Source organism: Nannocystis bainbridge (assembly GCF_028368995.1).
GTDB lineage: Bacteria > Myxococcota_A > Polyangia > Nannocystales > Nannocystaceae > Nannocystis > Nannocystis bainbridge.
The window spans coordinates 1,112,746-1,129,424 of record NZ_JAQNDL010000001.1; the positions used below are offsets into that span (position 1 = coordinate 1,112,746).

General features: G+C 68.8%; 11 protein-coding genes. 3 read left to right on the forward strand and 8 right to left on the reverse strand.

What is annotated here, in order from left to right; translation table 11 throughout:
• Nucleotide 1 precedes the first annotated feature (1 nt).
• A complete protein-coding gene (locus tag POL25_RS04435; protein WP_272084576.1) occupies nucleotides 2-1,108 on the reverse strand; it encodes a hypothetical protein in 1,107 nt (368 codons plus the stop codon).
• 443 nt (nucleotides 1,109-1,551) lie between these two features.
• Between POL25_RS04435 and POL25_RS04440 the strand changes: the two genes are divergently transcribed.
• Nucleotides 1,552-2,301: a suppressor of fused domain protein gene (locus POL25_RS04440; protein ID WP_272084577.1), complete on the forward strand. Its 750-nt coding sequence runs from the start codon at nucleotides 1,552-1,554 to the stop codon at nucleotides 2,299-2,301.
• A gap of 20 nt (nucleotides 2,302-2,321) precedes the next feature.
• Here the strand turns inward: POL25_RS04440 and POL25_RS04445 are convergent, their stop codons facing one another.
• The 7 genes from POL25_RS04445 to POL25_RS44835 all read right to left on the reverse strand — a co-directional run bounded on the left by POL25_RS04445 (nucleotide 2,322) and on the right by POL25_RS44835 (nucleotide 15,306).
• Nucleotides 2,322-2,840, reverse strand: coding sequence for a hypothetical protein (locus POL25_RS04445; RefSeq protein WP_272084578.1), 519 nt, complete (start codon nucleotides 2,838-2,840; stop codon nucleotides 2,322-2,324).
• Between the two features lie 137 nt (nucleotides 2,841-2,977).
• Nucleotides 2,978-8,821, reverse strand: coding sequence for a SpvB/TcaC N-terminal domain-containing protein (locus POL25_RS04450; protein ID WP_272084579.1), 5,844 nt, complete (start codon nucleotides 8,819-8,821; stop codon nucleotides 2,978-2,980).
• 36 nt (nucleotides 8,822-8,857) lie between these two features.
• Nucleotides 8,858-9,364: a hypothetical protein gene (locus POL25_RS04455; RefSeq protein WP_272084580.1), complete on the reverse strand. Its 507-nt coding sequence runs from the start codon at nucleotides 9,362-9,364 to the stop codon at nucleotides 8,858-8,860.
• 33 nt (nucleotides 9,365-9,397) lie between these two features.
• Complete coding sequence (locus tag POL25_RS04460; protein WP_272084581.1) at nucleotides 9,398-10,165, reverse strand: Crp/Fnr family transcriptional regulator; 768 nt, start codon at nucleotides 10,163-10,165, stop codon at nucleotides 9,398-9,400.
• A gap of 74 nt (nucleotides 10,166-10,239) precedes the next feature.
• Entirely contained in the window at nucleotides 10,240-13,920 is a 3,681-nt protein-coding gene (locus POL25_RS04465) for a hypothetical protein (protein WP_272084582.1), read from the reverse strand.
• A 297-nt stretch (nucleotides 13,921-14,217) separates the two neighbouring features.
• Nucleotides 14,218-14,952: a Crp/Fnr family transcriptional regulator gene (locus tag POL25_RS44830; protein WP_373372063.1), complete on the reverse strand. Its 735-nt coding sequence runs from the start codon at nucleotides 14,950-14,952 to the stop codon at nucleotides 14,218-14,220.
• A gap of 24 nt (nucleotides 14,953-14,976) precedes the next feature.
• Nucleotides 14,977-15,306: a hypothetical protein gene (locus POL25_RS44835; protein ID WP_373372064.1), complete on the reverse strand. Its 330-nt coding sequence runs from the start codon at nucleotides 15,304-15,306 to the stop codon at nucleotides 14,977-14,979.
• A gap of 104 nt (nucleotides 15,307-15,410) precedes the next feature.
• On the opposite strand from POL25_RS44835, the gene POL25_RS04475 reads away from it, so the two are divergent.
• Together POL25_RS04475 and POL25_RS04480 are read left to right on the forward strand one after the other, a co-directional pair.
• Complete coding sequence (locus POL25_RS04475; protein ID WP_272084584.1) at nucleotides 15,411-15,890, forward strand: MerR family transcriptional regulator; 480 nt, start codon at nucleotides 15,411-15,413, stop codon at nucleotides 15,888-15,890.
• A complete protein-coding gene (locus POL25_RS04480; RefSeq protein ID WP_272084585.1) occupies nucleotides 15,887-16,261 on the forward strand; it encodes a hypothetical protein in 375 nt (124 codons plus the stop codon). The genes POL25_RS04475 and POL25_RS04480 overlap by 4 nt, the downstream gene beginning before the upstream one ends.
• Nucleotides 16,262-16,679 lie beyond the last annotated feature (418 nt).

Below are 16,679 nucleotides of genomic sequence, written 5' to 3' on the forward strand. Positions count from 1 at the left end.
CTTACTGAGGGATATGGAGATTCTCGCAGAGCATCACGATCTCGTCGACGAAGCTCTCGAACGGCTCCGCGTAGCTCGGCTCGCAGATCGAGACGAAATGTCCGTGAGCGACGTTGTCCGCGAGTTCCCGAAGAGGATTCACGTCTTCAACAGGATTGAAGGGGTTGCATAGATTGCCAAAGCCCGCGTCGATGTCCGTGGAGAATGCGAGCACAGCAAACGCGTCCTCATTATCGTGCTTGGCGTCTCGAAGAGACTGGGCCCAGCTCTCCACCGTGCCCGGAGAGAAGGCGTCATAGCCATCATCGAACAGGGTCACGACGAGTAGTGCATCCTCGCGGAGAAATCCCGCGTTACAACCTTCCGGCGCGTTGAGCTCGAAGCTGATAGCGTGGACCATTCCTGCGGCAGTCTCAGGGACCGCTCCATTAATGCCAACCTGAGTCAGGCAGGCGAACGACTGCTCGAACATAGGATCCTCACCCAAAATATATCGATGCCCTCCGTAGAAGTCGCATCGCCGGTTTGCCGAACCTGCACCGGCGGGAAAGGTTACACCCGCACCGAGCGTCGTATCACAAGCATCGAGCTCTGCCTTGCACAACGGGGGCTTTGCATTGTACGTACAGTCCTCCGCGTCCGCGCAGTTACTGCAGGAGTCCATATTGAAAGCTCCGGTAGGGCTCGCCGACAACACCCGAACATCGAACTCGCCTAGTTGATCCTGGATCTTCTTCATGAAGATGGGGAAGGCGTCGGAGAGCTGCTTCTGAACCTCCTCCATTCCGCCCCACGCGCTAATTACGAAAAGAAAGTCGATCTTGCCCTTGCACCCGATCGGAGGCATGGGGGGAGCGTCGGGCACGGCCATGTCGAGTTTGGGCCCGTCCTGCCCGGTGCTTGTCGAGCCCGACCAGCCGGACGAGCTGGTTGACGACGTCGAGCTCGAGTCCGACTCCGCCATAGCGTCCGTCGAGCTGCTCGAGCCGACCGGGACCGTCGTCACTCCGGGATGGCTCGGGCCCGAAAACCCGGTCGCGGCATCCCCGCCGTTGCAGGCGACGGTCAGACCGAGGAGGACGGCGAAGCTGAAGAACCCGGGCCGCACACGCTGACTGTAGCGGAAGTGCGCCTCCCTGTCACGCGTCGGCCGGCGCCTGGCGACAAGTCTTCGACCGAGACGCCCCGCCTTCACGGTGTTCCTGGACCCCTACATACCGGACCCTGAGCAACAGGCGGGGGCTCGCAGTTGAACGTAACGCGCGATCCCGGCTGGCGGACGAACGACAGCACGTGTATGCCGCATACACGGTGGGCTGTCTTTCTGGACAGGATGGGCTTGGAGAGCATCAGGCCGAGATGTCGCGCAACAGATTTTAACGATACCAACGGCCCGGTATCCTCGAATTGCCCTTCGGTCCGTCGAGCGAGATTCCTCGCTCGAGAACTATCGAATGTACGCCGCATACAACGATTTTGAGCCGTCAACCAGTTGAGGTTTTCGTCATCTCACATGTTCCTGAGCCGAGCACCATGCACGATACTCGCGGCATGGCGAAAAACGAGAATAGAACCCCGCGCGAGCAGGCCAGCATTCTTTATACGCATGCACCCAGAACAGACGGGTTCCGAGCGCCCGAGTATGGCGACGCAGAGCGGATTCAGGCCATCGAGACGCACGTGGCGCAGCGGGTCGCCCCCGCCGTGACCGTGTTCCACGAGATCATCTCGGCCACCATCCACCTCGACGTGCACGCGGTTCCACCGGGGACGGGTCACCCCTACTGGTTCCTCTTCACCACCGGTATGAGCGCCCTGCCGATGCACATGCCCGAGGGCGTCGAGGCGTGCCCGTTCGCGGAAGTGTCCGTGCTGTTGCCACCGACGTGGAAGGTGGACCAGGAGTTCTGGAGCGACGAGCGTTGGTACTGGCCTACACGCTGCATCAAGACCCTCGCTCGCCTGCCGCACGACTACAACACGTGGTTGGGGTGGGGCCACACCGTGCCCAACGGCCAACCCCCGCAGCCTTTCGACCCCAGCACGCGGCTCGCGGCCATGCTGCTGCTCCCGTCGCTTACCCTTGGCGTGGACGCGCTGAAGGTCCGCGCGAAGGGGGTCGTCGTCGCGGAGTTGTGGACGCTCTACCCGCTCCACGCGGACGAGCTGGAGTTCAAATTGCAGCACGGCACCGATGCGCTCGTGGATCTCTTCGAGGCCCGCAACGTCGGCGACGTCATCGACCCCGAGCGGCCCAGTGTCATCCCGGTACACCGGCGTAAGCTGTTAGGGCTCTTCTGACGCGCCGACCAATGCTCGCCCTATTCTGGTTCGTCTCGAAAGACGAAACGGATCGGGGTACCGTCTGGCAGGGCTTGAATTTGGCGCGCGAGTTCTCCCCGAAAGCGCATGCCCTCCACGGCGTCGCACGCGTAGAGATTTTCCAGCTCGAATCTCCCTCCCGTCACGAACGGCAGTTTCGGAAGCAGCCGTTGCGTGAGCTCGATGGGCCCGAAGCTCGTCCGCCATTCGTGCGCGAGCCGCTGTCCAGTCAGGTAGCTCGTGTCCTCGAGGACGCGCTCGGCCCAGCCGTCGAGGCTCTCTGCCATCAGCTCGAGCACGGCCGTCTCGGGGTCGAGCAGGAAGATCCTGTCCTCGCGGATGCAGAACTGGCCGCCGAAGATGTCGTCCGCGAAGAAGACTAGGTCGTCGACGAGCGGGCCGTACGCGTCGCGCCACAAGGTCGAGCCATTCCAGCCGGTCAGGCTCAGCGGGTGTACCTGTGCGACGGCCGAGAACACCCGAAGCGCTCGGTCGAAGGCCAGGAAGCCGTTGCGCATGCGGAGCAAGCGATCCAACTCGAGAAGTCTCGCGCCAGCGTGTTCCCGAACCCAAGGGTCGAACGCGACTGGTATTTCGGCCAACGGGGGACCGGCGAGAGATACGAGCTGCGTGAGCCGATCGAGCGTCATCAGTCTTACTCCGTGACCTTGATTTTGATCTTGGTCCCGTTCGGCAGGCCACGGCAAGCCGCGCCGATGCAAGCTCCCGCACCTCGGTTGTCGCCGGGAGCGACTGGGCGAACACTTGCGCCAGTGCCGCCCTCACGAGTGAAAGCCGGGGGGTACTCGTCCCGATCCATCCCCTTCACAGGGGCGTGCCCGCGGAGAGCCTCAGAGCGATTGGGGCGGGCCCCGGAACGATCGATCGTCAACTCCATGGGGTGACCTGCCCGTTGCGCGTCACTTGTATGTGCAGCCGAGCCCGGGAAGCGCGACCTGCTGAGAGGGATCTCGACCGGCTTGGTGTACTTCTCGATGGCCTTCGCGGCCTCGCCGTAGTCACGGCGTTCGACGCGCTTGACGGCGTCGGCCACGTTGTCGGCGCCGCGGACGTAGCGGTACGCGTCCTTCGCGTCGCCGGCGCTGACGGGCAGCGCTTCGGAGGCGAGCGACACCAGGGCGACCCCGCGATCGACCCAGGAGGACGCCGGGTTCACGACGGTCCACGCGTCGTCGACGATGCCCATGAAGGCGTCGAGGCCGTTGCCCCCCTTGGCGATCGAGCGGCCGGCCTTGGCGAGCTTCGACCAGAAGCTGTGGCCGTCCGGGTCGACGTTGGCGACCGGGTTGTTCGCCGCGTAGCGGTAGAGGTTGCGCTCGCCGGCGTTGTCGAGGTCGGCGCCGGGCTCGTACAGGAACCGCGGGTCCGGCGTGGCCCAGCGACCGAGCGCCGGGAGGTAGTGCCGCGCGCCGATCGTGACCGCGCCGGCGAGCGCGAGGTCTTCCTTGTCGGTGAAGCGGTAGATCGGGCCGGCGGCCTGCCCCTCGCGCCACGCGGTGTGCGGCGCGCCGTAGGCGGTGTTCGCGTCGCGGGCGACGACCTCGCCGCGGTGGTCCAGGATCAGCGCAGCGCTCCCGAGGCGGTCGGCCACGTGCCACCGCGTCTGCGTGTCCGGAAGGAGCGACGCGGCGCCGGGCTCGTGCCGGCAGCTCTGCGCGCCGAGGACGAGCGCGAGCACGGCGGCGAGACGCCCGAGCTGGGGCCGCGACCGGGCGAGGCCGACGACGAACAGAACGAGCGCGACGAGCAGCGCCGCGGCCGCGGGCCGGTATCCGCCGCGGGGGAGCTTCGCCGGGGCCTCGGCGATGCGCTCGCCGCCCCAGGTGATCCATCGGACGAGGCGGCCATCGCGGACCTCGATCGCGGGGGTCAAGTAGAGGGTCTCGTGGGCCAGCGCGCCGGCGGCGGTGTACTCGCGTCGGATCGCCTCTCGACCCGCGTGGTCGTAGACGTGCTCGGTGCGCTGCCCGTCCTCGGCGACGAACGACGCGAGGTGGTCAAGGGGGTCCCAGCGCCAGGTGCCGGGAGGAAGCGGGCCGTCCCCCGCGACTCGCGTCAGTCGCCCGGCGTCGTCGTACGCGAGGTGCTGTCCGTGCGCGTCGGCGACGGCATGCGGATGCGAGCGGTCGTAGGTGAACGCCGCACCGGCGAAGCTCGAGAGGTTGCCGTCGTCGGTGTATGCGAACGCCTGGACCTTGCCGGCCTCCTCGGCGCGCACCAGGCGGTGCTGGTCGTCGTACTGGTATCGCGCGTCGAGCGAGGGGCTGTGCGGTGTCGGGCCGACGAGGTCACGCGTCTCGCCGAGGAGGCCCGCGGCGTCGTACGCGTGGGTGAGCGCGCGCAGCGTGGCGACGTCGGTGATGACGCGCTCGCCGAGCTGGCGACCGGCGTGGTCGAGCTCGCGGGTGCGGGTCACGCCGTTGGCCAGGTCAATCCGGGTCCACCGCCCCGCGGCGTCGAGCACGGCGCCATCGATCCACCCGGCGAGCGGCGCCTCGAGGCCGCGCGCCGTGTACTGCCGCTCGAAGCCGCTGCCGTCCGGGTACTCCTCGCGCAGCGGTCGGTTCTGGGCGTCGTGGTCGGTGCGCACGGTCAGCGTCACCGGACCCGCATGCGCCGCGAAGCGGCGGGTCTGGAGGTTGACGTTGCCGCGGGCGTCATGGCCGATCTCGAGGTGCCCGGCGTCGTCGTCGACGCGGCTCAGATAGCCACGCTCCCAGGGACCGGGACCGTCGTAGGTGCGGGTCGACTCGCGCGCCGCCTTGCCCTCGGGGGTGAGCGCGAGCTCGTGTACGAGCCGGCCGGCGCGATCGTGGGACCATCGCACGCGGGCGCCGGTGGCGGTGACACGTTCGATCAGGCGGCCAGCATCGTCGTAGCGCTGGACGATGTGACCGGCGTCGGGGCTGTCGATCGCCGTGAGGCGGCCGGCGCCGTCGTAGGTGTACCGGCTCTCGTGACCGGCGGGATCGGTGTGCGAGACGACGCCCCCTGCGGCGTCGAAGCCATAGCGGTCGCGGATGATCCGGTCGACCCGATGGGACTCGAGCAGCGTGGTGCGCCCGAGCCCGTCTTGCAGCCTGCGCTCGGGGGTGTCGGCGTACGGCGGTTCGGGGTGCAGATCTTCGTGCTCTCGAAGCTCGCTCCGCAGCGGGCCGTAGGCGGTGGCCGTGTCACGGCCGTCCGCGTCGCGGGTGTGCGTGACGCGGCCGAGCGCGTCGTAGGCGTGACGCGCTCGAGGCCAGTCGGTCGCCGGCGTCGGCGGTTGGCCCGGAGTGAGGCTGGAAGCCGGGACCGCGTGCGGCGTGAACTGCTCGGCGACCTCGCCCTCGGCGGTGTAGACGATCGCCTCCGCGACGATCGCGGCGACCCCAGCGTCGTCCGCTGTCACCCGCGCGAGCGAGCGGCCCAGGCCGTCGAGGTGCTGAATGCTCGTCTCGATCTCGGGCGCGCCGCGGTGCTTGCGCAGCTCGGTGACGACCGCGGGCGCGCCGGCGTCGCCGGCGAGGAAGTAGTGATAGCGGCGGGTCGGCAGCTCCGCGGAGTCTCCGTGCTCGACATCCGCGACCAGGCGACCGAGGCGGTCGTACTCGAACGAGCGCGCGGCGCCGTTCGGTGCGACGACCTGCGTGGGGTGGCCGATCGCCGGATCCCAGGTGGCGCGCGTCGTGAGGGCCTCTTCGCTCGCTAGGAGGAGACGCTCCTCGAGAGGGTACAGACCGCTCGTGTCGTAGCGGCGCTCGAGCGTGCCGTCCTCGCCGTCGCGGATCCGGGTGACGTTGCCGTGGGCGTCGACGCGCTGACGCAGGGTCGGGATCCAGGTGTCGCCCGCGAGCCAGGTCTCCACGCGGCTGACGACGCCCCGCGCGCCGAGCTGGCCGAGCGGCATGCCGCGCTCCTCCGGGCCGTCGTAGTACGTGCGCGTCGCGCTGACCTGGGTGCCGTCCGCCTCGGCGACCACGATCTCGGCGATGCGGTCGCGCGGCGCGTCGGCTGATTCCGCGGTCGCATAGGCGTGCGTCGTGATGCGCTCGTCGCCGGGGACATCGACGCCGGTCGTGCGGTCGACGCGGCCGAGCGCGCGCTCCTCGAGCAGGTTGCCCCACGCGTCGAAGTCCCACTCGGTCCGCGTCCGCGCCGCGGCGGCCTCCGGCCCGGCCTCGACGTGATAGGTGTCCGTGGCGCGCCGGCGCACGGCCCGGACGCCTGGCGCGGGCGCGTCGATCTCGAGTTCGTGCTCGTCTCGCACGAGCACACCGCGAGGGCTCCGCGTCTCGCTCGTCACGAGTTGGAGCTTGCGCGCCTCGTCGTCCTGCCCGAGGTCGTAGCGCGCGACCTCGGTGGAGGCCTCGGTGAAGGCGTCGCCGGGGCGCTCGATCCGCAGCTCCGCGAAGCCGCGGAACTCGCCGCGCGCCGGGTCGTACCAGCCGTCCCGCACGTGGTGCGCCGCCGCCCGCGTCCAGGGCGTGTGCGCGTCGGCCTCGCGCGACTTGGCGAGCACTGGGGTCGCTGCTGGCGGCGTGAAGGACCACGACGCGCCGGCGTCCGCGTCGGCGAGCGCAAGGGCGGCAGCGGTCGTGTACGTGAACGCGTGCGAGTAGCCGAGCGCCGTCCGCACGCCCGCGAGCAGACCCGGACGCGCGCCGATGGAACACACGCGCCACGGATCGGAGCCGTCCGTGTCGATCCGGAGCACGTCGATCGTCCCGTTCGCGTCGACGTCGCTCAGGATGAGGACCTCGTCGGCCTGAACTTCGGGCCAGGTCTTAGTAAGCGCCTGGGCGAAGCTTCCGTCGAGCTGGTTGACATGGACCTCGAGCGCGGCGCCTAGGCGGACAAGATCCGCGGCACCGTCGCTGTTCACGTCGGAGAGCTCCCAGCGCTCGTGCTCGATCATCGCCGGCACGCCCGCGAGCTCCACCGGGTCGGCGAAGAAGCCCCGCCCCTCGCCGCCGGCGACGAGGACGCGGCTCTCGCTCTGCATCACCCTGACGAGCTCGGGGATCCGGTCGCCGTCCATGTCCGCGAGTTGCACGCCCGGGTCGCCGAGGCGCATGCCGGCGGGCGGCGGCGGGACCGCCTCGGCCTCGAGGTAGCCCGGCTGGTCACGGTGGCGCAGCCAGATCCAGCCGTCCGCGTCGTCATGCCGCAGGACGTCGATGCGACCGTCGAGGTTGAGGTCGACGACGGCGACCTGCGGATCAGCGAGCTCGAAGCTGACGTCGAGCGTGATCGGCGTGACCTCGCCGAAGGGCGCGCCGCTCGTCGTCGTGTACGCCCACACCTCGTCAGCATTGGGCTGCGCGAGCAAGTCCTCGATGCCGTCGCCGGTGAGATCGGCGAACCGCGCGGACTTCGTGAGCGCGAGCGCCGGCGAGGGGATGTCCGTCCAGGTCGCGGCGAGTGAGTCGCCGCGACCCTTGCGGTAGCGCCACGCGCCTGGCGACGCGTCGAGGAGATCGGGGAGCGCGTCGCCGTCGATGTCGACCCACGCTCGGCCGTCGGCGGTCGGATCGAGCGCCGGCGCCCCGGCGAAGACTGCGACGCGCGCCTCGTCGGCGGCGCCCGTGTAGTCCAGGTGCCAGGATGGGAGCGCGGCTCCGTCGCTCGCAACAGTGCGGATGGTGATCAACCTGCTGGAGGGGATCCACGCGTCGCTCGAGTAGTCGAGGGTCGTGGTCCGCAAGACAGCGCCGTCGAACTCGGTGGCGATCGTGCGCAGACGGTGCCGCAGCTCCGTCGTGAAGCCGGGGGCGCGCGAGCGGACGATGTCGGGCCGCGCCTCGTACTCAAGCCGCACGACAGCGCGACCGTCGTCGTATCGGATCGCGGCCAAGAGCGGCGGGGACCCTTCGAGGCGGACGTACTCGAAGTCGAGGCGGTTGCCGTGAGGATCTGTGACCGCGGAGAGTTCGAGGCGGTAGACGTTGCCGTTCTCCTCGAGGCGGGCCTCGGGCTCGATCCCGAAGAGGTAGCCCGTCCCATCCGTCGTGACGGCCGACATGGCGCCTCCCGCCAGCGCGCGGACGACCACCGGCGTGCCCTGCTCGATGCGTTCGCGGTAGACGCCATCCTCGACCTCGACGAGGTCCTCGCCACCTCCGAGGCCGCGGAGCTTCCAGCGGTCGGTGCCGTCGTAACGCGGGAGCCCTCCATGAAGGGAGCGCTCGATGGCGGGCTGCTCCAACGACCAGCCGAGGCCGACAGGACCCGAGCCGCTACCCGCATCGTACTGAAGTGCGATTTGGGGCTCGAGGCCGGCTCGCCCCGGGGGCACCTCAAGCGCGTAGCGAATCGACGGAAGCCCGCTCGCCGCGCTCACGTCGTACCCTTGACCGTGCCCCTCGATGGTCGCTGGACCCTTGGGGAGATTGATCGCGGTCGCGAGCGTCGCGCTGGTGTCGGCGTGGACGAGCGTCGGGGCGAGCCAGGCGCCGAGTGCCAGCACGCCGATGAGGGAAGACAGCGATGCACGCATGACGGTCCTTTCGAGAGCGGCGACGTGGAGCCGTGGTTAGAAGCGCAGAGATAGCCCGAGAAACAGACCGCCTCGGCTGGGTCGTAGCAATGGGGTGAGTCGAGGCGGCGTGCGAGAGAGGTGACGCTGACGATCCTGCTCGTCGAGCCACTGGCGATAGCGGTCGCGCCTGCGCGTGCCCTTCACCAGCAGCGGAATACCAACGGCTATCGAGACGACGCCGGGCACGACGAGATAGTTGGCCACGCCGAGGAGGACATCGGCCACCGGGAGGTCGTCCCGGCCGAAGCCGACCGCGAGGAACGGAATCCCGAAGGCGAGCGCCCCGCCGCCGAGGGCAGTCAATGCGATGCCGGCCCTGCGCAGGCCCACACCGTCGTCCTCGGTGTAGGCGGCGCCGAATTGCTGCTCGAGCGCGGCGTAACGGGCCCTCACGCTCGCGGCGGCCGAGGCCGTTCGAGGACTCCCGCCCTCGGCAGGAGTCGAGACGAGGAGGAGCGCGAGCGCCACAATCGGGGCGAGAAATGAATGGTTCGTGGGCATCGTGAATCCCTTGATGAACTTCAGGCCAGGCGCTCACGCGAAGTACGAGGAGTGTTCCTCGCTCGGTGAGGCTCGACTGCCCGGCTGGGCGCGAACCGACCTCGCTAGGACCGCCAGGCGCTCCGGGCTCACCAGCACGAGGAAGCGGCCCTCGCGGCGGACGACGCCCTTCGCTTCCAGCTGCCGAAGCTCGAGCGCGGCGGTCTCACGCGTCATGCAAGCGAACGCGGCGATCTCCTGTTGGGGCAGTCGCCACGGGAGCCGACACCCCTCCTCCGTGGTGATGCCGTGCACCGCAAACTCGAGGAGCACCGCGGCGACCTTCGACCTCGCGCTGTTCGTGAGCGCGGAGCACAGCCGCCCGGCAGAGCACGCCTGGCGCTCGATCAGCCGGGCATAGAGGGTCCGTTCCAGGTCGACGCGCGCGTCGAGCAAGCGGCGGAAGTCGTCCCGCGACAACTCGGAATAGACCACCGGAGTCGCGGCGAGCGCCATCGTGTCGCGCACCCGCGGTGTCCAGCAGCATTCCTCGCCGAACAGGTCCCCGCGGTGATGATGGGCGAGGCCGATCGCACCGCCGCCCGCGTCGACGTGAAGCTCGTTGACGCGGCCGTCGTGGACGAGAAACACCTGACTGGCGACGTCTCCGGTGAGATACAGGACGTGCCGGCGCCGAACCGACCGGAGATGTCCTCGCTCCACGAGGGCTTGAAGCTGGATCTCTCCGATCCCCGCGAGGATGGGCTGAGACTGAAGGAGTTCGAAGTGCCGATCGATGGCCACGCGGACCTGACCTTTCATGCAGGAACGAAAAGGAAGGCCGCTGCCCGCACGGGAGGGGGACGATGCGTGCGGGCAGCGACCCGGAGGGAACTTCAGCCGCAGCCCGGGGTGAACAGCCCTTGCCCTTGCGGCGCGAGCGTGCCGGCACGGTGGCGGAGGCGCAGGACGACGTCGCTGATGCGGCGGACTTCGAGGTCGCGGTTCGCCGGCGCTCGGTCCGCGGCGGGGATCGTGAGCGTCCACTGCTCCCCGTGGACCGGCCACGCCGCGAACCCCCAGTTCGCGCCGGCCGTGCCCCAGTCGTTCACGCCCGCCTGGACCACGAGCTCGTCGCGCTCGAAGCTGTACGGGACGTACGCGTCCCAGTCGGGCAGCTCAGCGCCGTCGCAGCGACGAACGCCGGCGAGCCCCTGGCGGGTGAGGATGACCTCGCCCTCGGCGTCGCCGAGGTAATCGCCGACGAGCTTCACCTCGATCTGCTCGAGGCGGTCGTCGCAGAGCGACGCCGAGAACAACGCGTGCTCGAAGGCGCTGAGCGTGAACGGCAGGTGGACCGAGCCGTCCGGCGCGCGGTGCAGTGGATCCGTGAGAAGCGCCGAGAATTGCTCGGCCGGCGTCGCCGGTGAGCCGTCGACGTCTGGGATGTCGGAGGCCATGCCGAAGATGTCGGCACGCAAGCTGACCTCCGTGACGTAGGCCTGCGGGGCGCCCTGCTCGAGCCGATAGTCCTCCGCGATCGTGTCGAGGCAGGCGAGGAGGTCCACGAAGTCCGCGGGCGCTCGCGCTGCAGCGAGCGAGTTGCGGAGTGTCGGGAACTCCTGGTTGATGTGGTACTCGAGCGCCCGGAGGGCCAGGTAGACCCGGCGCAGGGTTTGTTCGCGCGTCCGCAGGACGCGGCCTGCCGCGGCGAGGCGCGCCGCGAGGAAGTTCGGACGCTTGAGCGGGTTGTCGGGGCTGTCGTCCACCAGCAGGCCGACCGCGTTCGCCTGATCGATGAGCAGCGCGCCCACCTCCTGAAACGCGCTCGACATCGCGGTCATCGCGGTGTCCCGCGCGAGCTCGGCTTCCTTCACCTCGATCTGCAGGAGCAGCGCCTCGGAGCGCAGGTTCTTGACGCGCGCCTCCGACTCGGCGCGGCGGACGTTGAGCTCGCCGGCGCGGATGATGGCGTCCATCTCGGCGTTGATCATGCGCAGCTCGAGATCCTCGTTGCGGCTGAGCTCGTCCATCTCGCCCGCGAGATCGGCGTTGGCCATGAGGCTCTCGCACTGGTTGTCCGTCGCGGCGACGTGCGCCGCCTTCTGGGCCTCGCACTGGTCTCTCGCCAGCACCAGACCCCGCCAGTCGGGCGTCGAGAAGCCGAAGACGCCGGGCCCGGAGAGCAACGCCTGCTGCGTCTGTTGCTTGCACCCGGCGATGAGGGACTGGTACTCCGCGTTGGCGCTGGCGCGCACGCGGGTGCATTCGGCGATCGCAGCGGCCTGCTCCGCGGCCGACCGCGCCGTGCCGTAAGCGGTGACGACATTGATGATCTTCCCCTGGGCGTCGGCCACTGCCTGCTCGAGCTCCGCGTGCGCCGCGAGCTCCGCCGCGAACCGCTGCTCCTCCACCTCGACCGCGTCGAGGTTGTTCTGCACCGCCTGCGCGGCGTGGTTGATGCGCAGCGTCGTCGCCTCGATGTTTGCCTGCAGCTCCGCGATCTGCCCGCCGTGGTCCCCGCAGGTCGCCAGATCCGGGCCATTCTCGCCGGGGCGGCTGCCGCAGTAGCCGCGGAGCTTGCCGCCGTATTCGTCCTGGATCCGCAGCGCGGTGGCCTGGAGGTCGTGGGACTTCGTCTCGTAGTCGCGGATCGCCTGCCAGGCCTCCGCCGCGACCTGCTCGAACATCTCGAGGTCCCCCGTCGCCATCGCTTTGACGGCCTCGAAATTCGTCCGGCCCTCGGTAATGGAAGCCTGATCCAGGGCGAGCGGCACATACGCCGCCGGGTAGCCGAACCAGCTCCTGCCTTCGGCGAGCTCCGTGTGTACGCCGGCGAGCGTGTCGAGCACGCTGCCGAGCGCCTGGAGCCCCGGAGCGGCGTCCGCATCATCAGCGAGGCGCTCCGCCAGCTCGGCGCTCGCCGCGTGCGCGGCGATCATCGCCAGGCGAACGGCCGTGCGGAGATCCGCCGCCTCTTGACCGGCGCGATGGCCGAGCCGGGCCCACGCAGCGGTCGCCCTGGCGTACTGGGCCAGCAGCTCGAGCGAGATGGTGCGCGCACGCGCCAGGGAGTCGTAGTCCGCGTTGTTCGCGAGCCACTCGAGGCTGACGGGGTAGACCGGCGCCAGCGTCGGTGCCAGCGCGGCCGCGAGGCGCGTGCGGCTGGCCTCGAGCAGCTTCAGCTCTCGCGCGAGCGCGTCCGCGACGGGCTCCCCGAGGGAGTCCTTGAACGACAATGCGACATCGACCTCCGACTCGAGCGCCAGCAGCATGGCCGCCCGGCCCTCGTCCGCCGCGAACGTCGCCGCAAGGCGGATGAAGGCTTCGCCCCAGGGTCCGGGCGTCTGCGCCGCACCGGCACGGAAGAGCGCGTTGGCGCAGCGCAGCCCGTCGACGTCGAGGCAGGTTCGGCCGTCGTCCCCGTATTCGGGCGTCTCCGCCGTGCAGTCAGTCCAGGTGTCGCTGCCGGCGGGCGGGCTCACGTCCAGGTCTCCCTGAAGCGGGGCGAGGACCGCGTCGATGTTGAACGTCGCCTCGCGGAGGGCCTCGGCGCACTCGAGCCGGTCCGCGGCCGTGCATCCACCGGTCGCACAGGCGCTGCAGGCGGCGCTCGGCTCGACCAGGGCCTCATCGGTGCCGAAGGACTCTCCAAGCAGCACGCAGGCCTCGAAGTCGAGGCTCGGCGGCGCGAGCCACGTCGGCGCGGTCGCATCCTCGGGCACGTACGCCGCCGGGAGCACGAGGCCTCCGAGGGGTCCACGACGCCGCAGTACGAACGACCCCGCGAGCTCGACAGGCGTGGGGCGCATGCCCGTGAGGGTCTCGTGGACCGAACCCGCGATCTGGTCCGCCGTGTGCTTGCCGCTCAGGACGAATTCGCGGCCGAGCTCGCGGGCGATGGGGCTGTGTCGCCAGTCCTCGGCGGGGAGCCGATCCCGCAGCACGACCGCCACGTCGCCGCCCGAGGTCCACGTCCCCGTGACGACCACCGGAAGCGGCCACAAGGGGCTCGCGTCGCCGCGGACACGACCCGCGATCGTCCCGCCGTCCCTGAAATCGAGCTCCAGCGCCAGCGCGGCGCTACCCAGGCCGACGTCGCCCGCCTCATGCTGCAGTGCCCCCTCGAAGTAGCCGGACTGTGGCAGGCCCTCCACTTCGATCGACCAAAGCAGCGTGCCCCCGCCGGCGACGATCTGGACCGGCAGCACGCGATGATCCGGCGAGATCTGGGCCCAGTCGAGGGCGACGACCAGCTCGACCTCCTCACCGGCTCCGAGCTCGGAAGGCGCCGGATCGAACGACAGCGCCGAGCTTCCGGCCGCGAGGCGGTACATGAGGGGGTGCGGGCTGTCGTTGCTGAGGACGGTGGTCGCGGCAGGGTCGCCAGGACGTACGATCGTCGTGCGGGACGCCAGCACGGGCACCGCGGAGATCACGAGCGGCGCCTGCTCGTCGCCGACGCAGCGCCCGTGCGCGTCACACGTGCCCCCGCCGCAGACGGCATCACTCGGGCAGCCATCGACGCATACGCGCAGCTCGCAGTAGCGGCCCGCGCCACAGTCCGCGTCGAGCAAGCACACCGTGCCGGGCGGTCTGGTGGCCGCGGGCTGGAGAATGTCGAATGTTGTGTCCGACGACGTACCCGGTGCGTGGGCAACATCCGTATGACAGGCCAGAAGACAAGAGAGCGCCCATGGGGCCATCCGGAGGTAACGCGTACTCATGACACACCTTTCCCGTGACGCCTGAAGCGGCGCGATCGAGCGAACGAACTCGGCGGCGGCAGCCGTCGTCGGGCGCCCGGAGCGGGCGCGGAGTAGATCAGGAGGCGTGCGCCTCAGGGTTGAAGAGAAATGGAGTCCCGCTTGATCTCATCGCCCACCTCGTCTCACTCGGCGGCGAGCGGGCGGGGACGGCTCCGTATCCGCGTCGTCGCTCGTCAAGGCCCGCAATCCCACGATATCGCGGAGGACGATGGCCTCGTCTGCTCTTACAATGAAGCCCTCGAGCTCAAGGCGCTGAAGTTCGACAGCAATCGTCTCTCGCGTCGCACCGACAAGCGCGGCGAGCTCTCGCTGGCGCAGACGCACGCGCCGCTGCTGCCCTCGCCCGTCCTGATCTCCCATATCGAGCAGCACCGCGGCGAGACGAGCGCGGACACTGCGGTTCAATACCGCGAAGGTACGACGCAAGGCGGCATCCCGATGCGCGATGGCCTGCTCCATCAGCGCTCGTTCAACGCCCGGATGTTCGTCGAGAAACAGCCGGAAGCAGGCGCGAGTGAACGTCGTCGCCCAAACAGGAGCGACCACGACAGCGTCATCCTCCCAAATCGCCGTTTGCCAGAGACAGCCTTCGCCTACGACGTCGCCCGAGCGGCGGATATCAATTGTGACCACTCGATGCGGGCTCGCACGTCGGCCGATTGCGATGCGCCCCGAGTGGATGAGGTAGACGTGCTCGGCGGGATCGCCAGACGAGTGAATGCTGCTCCCAGCAGGGTGCTCGCGGGTAACCGCGGATTCGACAAGCACCGCGAGGCTCGACGGCGGCAGCACCCCGACAGGGAGCCGCCGAAAAAAGTCGTGGACGGTTCTGACGTGCATGCGCCGGTCTCCACCTGCCGGCAGTCAGTGCGGTCCACCCGTCGAGCCAGGGCCCGGAGGCCACGCCAGTCGACGCGAGCCGAAGTGCCGGTCGACCAGCGCCGCGAGTTCACGAGATACCAGACGGACCCCGGAGCGGCCCACAAGCTCCGCGTCTCGCGGCAGCTCGTCGCCGTCAGGCTGGAGTAGAAGAGGCGCATCGGGTGCGCACAGCAGCCACTGGGCTCCTGTCGCGTCCACATACCAGACCCGCGTCCGGTTCATGTAGAAGCCCGGTTTTAGCCGCCGAACTTCATGGATCGTGACCTCGAACTCGTGTTCGTCTGTGCTCGAAGATCGCTCGGAATCGCTCATCGAGAGAGTATCTCCGTGAAAACCTACGAAAAGCTAAAGTCATTTACAGATATATGCAAGATTAACTTGCTGGAAAATTAAGAGGATGTACCCTCGTCGAAGTCATGGAACGCGTCCAGTCTGGGGCCACCGGACCCCTTCCATCTCCCGGGACCGTCCGGGACAAGGCCCTCGACGCACCGAGGGCACCACGCTTCGCCACTCCCTCGGAGCTCACCGAGGCGCTCGGCGCAGGGGACGTGTTCGCGGTCCGCGAGGCCTTCCCCAACATCTACGCGACGACAGACCAAGTCGCAGGCGCCGGTGAAATCGAGCGCGGAACGGTCGGTGATTGGGTGCGCGCCGGCCTCCTGCCGGCGCCAGGAGGCAGCGGCGGGCGTGGCAACAAGGCCAGGTTCCCGCTGTTCGCGGTCACCCTCGCCAAGTTCATCCGGGAGCAACGAAAGCAGGGATTCGGCCTCCCGGACCTGCGACCTATCATGGTGGCCACTTTTTGCCCGCGGATCCTTGAACTACTTGCACCCCCGCGCGAGTCACGTTCCGAACTCGCCAAGCGAAAGCAGCAAGAGCGCTCGCAGGAATGATGTTGCCGTTGTTCGGGCTCGCTGCCGATGACGATCTCGCTATTGATGCGCCCGGCTCGCTGTCGTTTTTCCGGAGGAGAAGGATGCCGATCGAAACTTGCCTCGTCGCCCTAAGTTTGGTTGCAGCCGGGGTCTACTACGACGACCCCCGTCTGCTCTTTGGTGGGCTCTTCATCGTGGTGGGCGCTGCGACGTACTGGGCAGCCACGCTGATTTTGCAAGTCGGTGAGCTCTTGGAGGACAAGCGCCGCCTCGAGGCGCAGATACAGGACACTGTGAAAGCGCTCGCGCTGGCGCTGCAGGAACGCGACGCGGCACTGCAGGCCGTTGCCTCGATCCGGATCGAGGTGGAAGGTTGCGAGGATGCCTGATCTTCACCCAGCCGTGACATGGACGACCCGGAACTTGTTCGACTCCCGCGCGAAAGGCGGGGGAAGTGCGATACGCTTGACCGTGGAGCAGGTTGGAGGCGACACCTGGGCGGACGTGGAACGTCGGACAGGAACTTTTGCACATTGGCGAGAGCGGCGTCTACTCCTGCGACCTTACGGATGCGCTGGCGCCTGATCACCTTTCGGATGTGCTCGAAGAGGTCTCGGTGCGGCGCGATGAGGCCGGCCGCCACGGTCCGAGCCGAGCTGAGTCACGGCGCCATCGCCTCGCCTTGGCCTGTCGGCGGTACTCATCGACGGCGGCGTCCAACTCGGCGAGCCCTCGTCGCTGATGTTCTGCGCGGCTGACCAGGCGGCCAGCCTTGGGCCACTGCAGGAGCTCGCAGACATGCTACCC

Coding starts and splice junctions, on each gene's coding strand:
- POL25_RS04445 (WP_272084578.1), bottom strand. CDS start 2,840: ATGCGCAACGGCTTCCTGGCCTTCGACCGAGCGCTTCGGGTGTTCTCG.
- POL25_RS04480 (WP_272084585.1), top strand. CDS start 15,887: ATGATGTTGCCGTTGTTCGGGCTCGCTGCCGATGACGATCTCGCTATT.
- POL25_RS44830 (WP_373372063.1), bottom strand. CDS start 14,952: ATGCACGTCAGAACCGTCCACGACTTTTTTCGGCGGCTCCCTGTCGGG.
- POL25_RS04460 (WP_272084581.1), bottom strand. CDS start 10,165: ATGAAAGGTCAGGTCCGCGTGGCCATCGATCGGCACTTCGAACTCCTT.
- POL25_RS44835 (WP_373372064.1), bottom strand. CDS start 15,306: ATGAGCGATTCCGAGCGATCTTCGAGCACAGACGAACACGAGTTCGAG.
- POL25_RS04455 (WP_272084580.1), bottom strand. CDS start 9,364: ATGCCCACGAACCATTCATTTCTCGCCCCGATTGTGGCGCTCGCGCTC.
- POL25_RS04475 (WP_272084584.1), top strand. CDS start 15,411: ATGGAACGCGTCCAGTCTGGGGCCACCGGACCCCTTCCATCTCCCGGG.
- POL25_RS04450 (WP_272084579.1), bottom strand. CDS start 8,821: ATGCGTGCATCGCTGTCTTCCCTCATCGGCGTGCTGGCACTCGGCGCC.
- POL25_RS04440 (WP_272084577.1), top strand. CDS start 1,552: ATGGCGAAAAACGAGAATAGAACCCCGCGCGAGCAGGCCAGCATTCTT.